The 3,942-nt window shown below is 67.5% G+C and carries 5 protein-coding genes and 2 pseudogenes; 5 read left to right on the top strand and 2 right to left on the bottom strand.

Going from position 1 to position 3,942, the window contains the following annotated elements:
• The first annotated feature begins 264 nt into the window (after nucleotides 1-264).
• Nucleotides 265-783 (top strand): Rv2732c family membrane protein, encoded by a 519-nt coding sequence (locus tag R1101_RS0117890; RefSeq protein ID WP_016934728.1) that lies wholly within the window; start codon nucleotides 265-267, stop codon nucleotides 781-783.
• A gap of 1 nt (nucleotide 784) precedes the next feature.
• Here the strand turns inward: R1101_RS0117890 and R1101_RS0117885 are convergent, their stop codons facing one another.
• Nucleotides 785-1,585, bottom strand: coding sequence for an SDR family NAD(P)-dependent oxidoreductase (locus R1101_RS0117885; protein ID WP_016934727.1), 801 nt, complete (start codon nucleotides 1,583-1,585; stop codon nucleotides 785-787).
• Nucleotides 1,586-1,710: 125 nt separating this feature from the next.
• Here R1101_RS0117885 and R1101_RS30725 point away from each other — a divergent pair, with 125 nt between their 5' ends.
• The 4 genes and pseudogenes from R1101_RS30725 to R1101_RS0117870 all read left to right on the top strand — a co-directional run bounded on the left by R1101_RS30725 (nucleotide 1,711) and on the right by R1101_RS0117870 (nucleotide 3,682).
• A complete protein-coding gene (locus tag R1101_RS30725) occupies nucleotides 1,711-1,869 on the top strand; it encodes a hypothetical protein (protein ID WP_016934726.1) in 159 nt (52 codons plus the stop codon).
• A gap of 40 nt (nucleotides 1,870-1,909) precedes the next feature.
• Nucleotides 1,910-2,308 (top strand): annotated as a pseudogene (locus R1101_RS31095) (class I SAM-dependent methyltransferase); the annotation flags it as partial.
• A 421-nt stretch (nucleotides 2,309-2,729) separates the two neighbouring features.
• The gene (locus R1101_RS30720; RefSeq protein ID WP_016934725.1) at nucleotides 2,730-3,299 is read left to right on the top strand and encodes a DUF6230 family protein; all 570 of its coding nucleotides are present in this window, start codon (nucleotides 2,730-2,732) and stop codon (nucleotides 3,297-3,299) included.
• Complete coding sequence (locus tag R1101_RS0117870) at nucleotides 3,293-3,682, top strand: DUF6114 domain-containing protein (RefSeq protein ID WP_016934724.1); 390 nt, start codon at nucleotides 3,293-3,295, stop codon at nucleotides 3,680-3,682. The genes R1101_RS30720 and R1101_RS0117870 overlap by 7 nt, the downstream gene beginning before the upstream one ends.
• Here the strand turns inward: R1101_RS0117870 and R1101_RS0117865 are convergent.
• Nucleotides 3,661-3,942: pseudogene (locus tag R1101_RS0117865) on the bottom strand (precorrin-6A synthase (deacetylating)); the annotation flags it as partial. The gene R1101_RS0117870 and the pseudogene R1101_RS0117865 sit on opposite strands and share 22 nt — an antisense overlap.

Here is a 3,942-nt window from a genome sequence, read left to right as displayed (position 1 = left end):
GTAGGCGATCTCCGGTTGTTCCTCGAGCGGTGGGACGGGATGCTGCTCTCCCGGGTGCTGCATGCGGTACTGGTCCTTCTCCGGCATTCTCGCCCTCCCTCGATCGCGTTCGTGAACGGCAATACCCGGTCCTCGACGGCATCACACCGGCACCGGCCCCGACGGGGTGGTCGGGATCCGATTGCAGGTGAACGGTATGAGCGAGGTCACATCGACGTCCGGCGCATAATGGCCACTCATGTGTCGGAACGGAGAGGCTGAGGCATGAGCGCGGACCTGTCGGCTTATCGGAACGACTTCGCCCGGATCGAGAACAAGGTCGCCGGTGAGTTCGACGCCGGTCGCCATGGCCGGGTCCTGGCGGGCTGCGTCGTCGTCCTGACGGTGTGCCTGTTGCTGCCGCAGACGTCGTCGGCGTGGTCGTGGACGGTCTTCGGCAGCTGGTTCGGCGACACCGCCCCCGTGGCCGTGCCGCTGCGGATCTTCGCGGTACTGGCCCTGGTGTTCGGTGTGGTGATCTCCACGCTGGCGTTGTGGTTGCGGCGGTGGAAGCTGGCGTCGCTCGCGATGCTCGGCTCCGGCCTGTCGTCGTTCTTCGGGTTGCTCGCCTACTGGTCGCAGGCAGGGATGATCACGAACGCACCGCATCATCCGACCGTCGCGTTGATCGCCGAATGGCTGGTGATGATCGTGATGACGTGCCAGTGGCTGCCGGTCGTGCTGAGCCGGTCGCCCACGGACGTGCCGCCGCGACCGCATCCACTCCAGGCCGGTCGGCGGTAGGTCAGCGGTCGACGAGCGACCCCATCTTCTTCGCCAGGAACTCGATGCTGCGGCGCGGCATGAGTCTGGCAAGCAGGTCGAGCATCGTCGCGTCCTTGCCGATACACACGCGGAAAGCGCCCTTCTCGATCGCATCGGCGATCCGGCGGGCGGCTTCGGCGGACGACGTGATCTCGACGGACGCATCGGTGCTGCGTCCCGGGATCGCGGCGCCGGAGTTCTCGGCGATCCCCGTGCGGACGGCTCCGGGGAACACGAGCGTCACCGCGACCTTCGTGGTGCGGAGTTCGGCGTAGAGACCTTCGGTGAGAAGTTTGACGGCGGCCTTGCTCGCGCCGTAGACCGACTGGCCCGGCACGGGCACGAAGGCTCCCATGCTCGAGACATTGAGCAGGCTCGCTTCGGGCCGGGTGAGCAGTGCGGGCAGGAACGCCTTGCACATGTGCACGACACCCCAGTAGTTGACGTCGAGGACCTTGTTCATCTCGTCGTACGGCAGCTCCGCGAACGGGACGAACTTCTGGATGATGCCGGCGACGTTGGCGACGCCGTCGACCCGTCCGTGCGCAGTGGTCACCTCGGTCACCAGCGCTTCGACGGCAGCGCGGTCGGAGACGTCGACCGTATGGGTGGTGAGACGGTCGTCGTACGCAACCGCCAATGCACGGGTGCCGTCGAGCGCCTCGGTGCGGAGATCGACCGCCGCGACCCGCGCACCACGCACGAGTAGTTCGAGGACGACGTCGCGTCCGATCCCGTTGCCTCCCCCGGTGACGACGAAAACCTTGTCACGGATCTGCATGCTGCCTCCTCGTGTCGTTGGATCCAGTCGATCCGGCCCGTCGCACCGTCGCCACCCGAGGTGTGCGGGCCGATATCTGCGGGTACCCCTTCGGACACGAGTCTGCCCAGCGTACGGAGGTGGAAATGACGACGTCGAAGAAGAAGGACGACGAGGTGCTCGAGGACCCGCCGGGTCCGGTCGATCACGGCCGCGACGGCGGCATGGCGACCCGGGAGAACGCTCCGGATGTGGTGGAACGCTCGGACGAGAAGGACGACCGCCCGACACCCGATACGACGTGAACGGCCACGAGGACGCCGTTCGGACCGATAGGTTGGGTACATGCAGTTCGCCGCACCTGCAGATCAGTACGACCGATTCATGGGCAGGTACGCCCCGACGCTCGCGCCGGCGTTGGCGGATGCCGCCGGGGTGACGGCGGGCCGGCGGGTCTGCGATGTGGGCTGCGGGCCGGGTGGACTCGCCCGGGAACTCGTCGCGCGGGTCGGTGCCGCGAACGTCGCAGCGATCGACCCTGCACCTCAGTTCGCGGCCGCGTGCCGGGACATCGCACCGGAGATCGACGTACGTGTCGGTGTGGCCGAACACCTGCCCTGGGGGGAAGGAGAGTTCGACTCCACGATGGCCTGTCTGGTCCTCGGGTTCATGAGCGATCCCGAGGAAGGTGTGCGGGAGATGGCGCGGGTGACACGCCCCGGGGGCACCGTGGCCGCATGTATGTGGGACACCACGGCGGGCGGAATGACGATCCTTCGCATCTTCTGGACCGCGGTGGGAACGGTCGATCCCCACGCTCCCGGTGAGACGACGATGGCCGGAACTGCCGAGGGCGACATAGCCGAGCGATTTCGCCGGGCAGGCCTGACCGAGATGGTCGACGGCGCGCTCTCTGCACGCGCCGAGTACGCCGACTTCGACGACTTCTGGGAGCCGTTCACGTTCGGCATCGGACCGGCAGGCCGATATCTGGCGACGCTTCCCGACCGGCAACGCCTCGCGGTCCGTGACGCGTGCCGGGCAGCCCTTCCTTCCGGCTCCTTCTCGCTCGACGCCCGAGCCTGGTATGCACCCGGAAAGCCCTTCTACTGCGGTCTGATCCCGTCCGTTCGGGCGAGCCGACGGCCACCACGAGAGGAAGTGCATGGGACGCATCCGGAAACGCCGGTTCGCAGCACTCACACTGGTCGGTCTCGTTCCTACGACTCTGCTCGGTGCGGGCATCGCACGCGGCGACCTGCCGATGAATCTGGCCATCTCCGGTCAGGACATCTCCGGGACCATCGGACTGGTCGAAGCCGAAGGGATCCAGGTGTTTCCCCGTCGCGTCAGCAGTTCGGCAGGCGACCTCCCCACAGCTGCGCTCCGGGTCGAGTCGTCGGTGCTGTCCGACGTCTGCCTGGCCACCATCGCTCACGGCGTGCCGGTCCTGGGTGACGTGACGATGACGATCCGCGTTCCGGGACCCAACACCACCGCGAGGAGCGTGGTGCTCGACGCCGTCTCCGTCGGCGGGTCGATAGATGCCGCCGACGTCCGTCTGGGTGTCGACGTCTCGAATCTCGCCGAGGTGGAGACCTCCCTGACGCCGGGCATGGCGATGGGCGGCTCGGTGATGACCGAGGCGCGAGTCCGCGCGGTATCCATGACCGCGACCTCCATGAGCGTGCAGGGCCTGCAGATGGACGTCCGGACCGGAGCCCACGAGTGCTGACGACCGCTACCGGCACTCGGCGGGAACGGTTCCGCGAGTGGCGACACGAACGCCCCTTCACCGGCGCGACGCTGCTGTGTGTCTCGGCGGTGCTCCTGCTGTTGCCCGCCTACACCACCTTCCGCGTCGGAGATGTCCTGGTGTCGATCAGCACCATCTCGGGCGTCTCCACCCTGTTCCTCGGAGCGCTCATGGCGTTGTGCGGAGTGGGAGTGCTGGTGCGGCCGGGCCTCCGTGTTCCCGCAGGCGTCATCGCGATGCTGGTCGCGCTCGTGGCGCTACCCGCGGCCAATTTCGGAGGGTTCCTGCTGGGCACCCTGTTCGGAGTGGTGGGAAGCAGTGCGGTCCTGGCGTGGACCGCTCAATCCCGGCGCAGCAGGTAGGTGTCCATCACCCATCCGCGCGCCCGTTTCGCGCGGATGCGGGCCTCACGAATGACGGGGAGTGTCTCGGCGAGCGGACCGTCGACGAGTTCTTCGTCGCTCGTCCCGAGATTCGCACCCCACCAGATGTTCCACCGGCCTTCGAGGTCTGCACAGGCAAGGCCGCCGTCGAGCATCACCACGACGTTCGCGGCACCCCCTGCGACATCCCGCATCAGCCTGCGTCCGGTGGTGACGGTGATCGGCCCGCCGATGGTGTT

Source organism: Rhodococcus sp. R1101, from assembly GCF_000278445.1.
Lineage (GTDB): Bacteria > Actinomycetota > Actinomycetes > Mycobacteriales > Mycobacteriaceae > Rhodococcus > Rhodococcus gordoniae.
The sequence above is the reverse complement of the archived record's forward strand: the minus strand, read 5'-3'. Positions and strand labels throughout refer to the sequence as shown.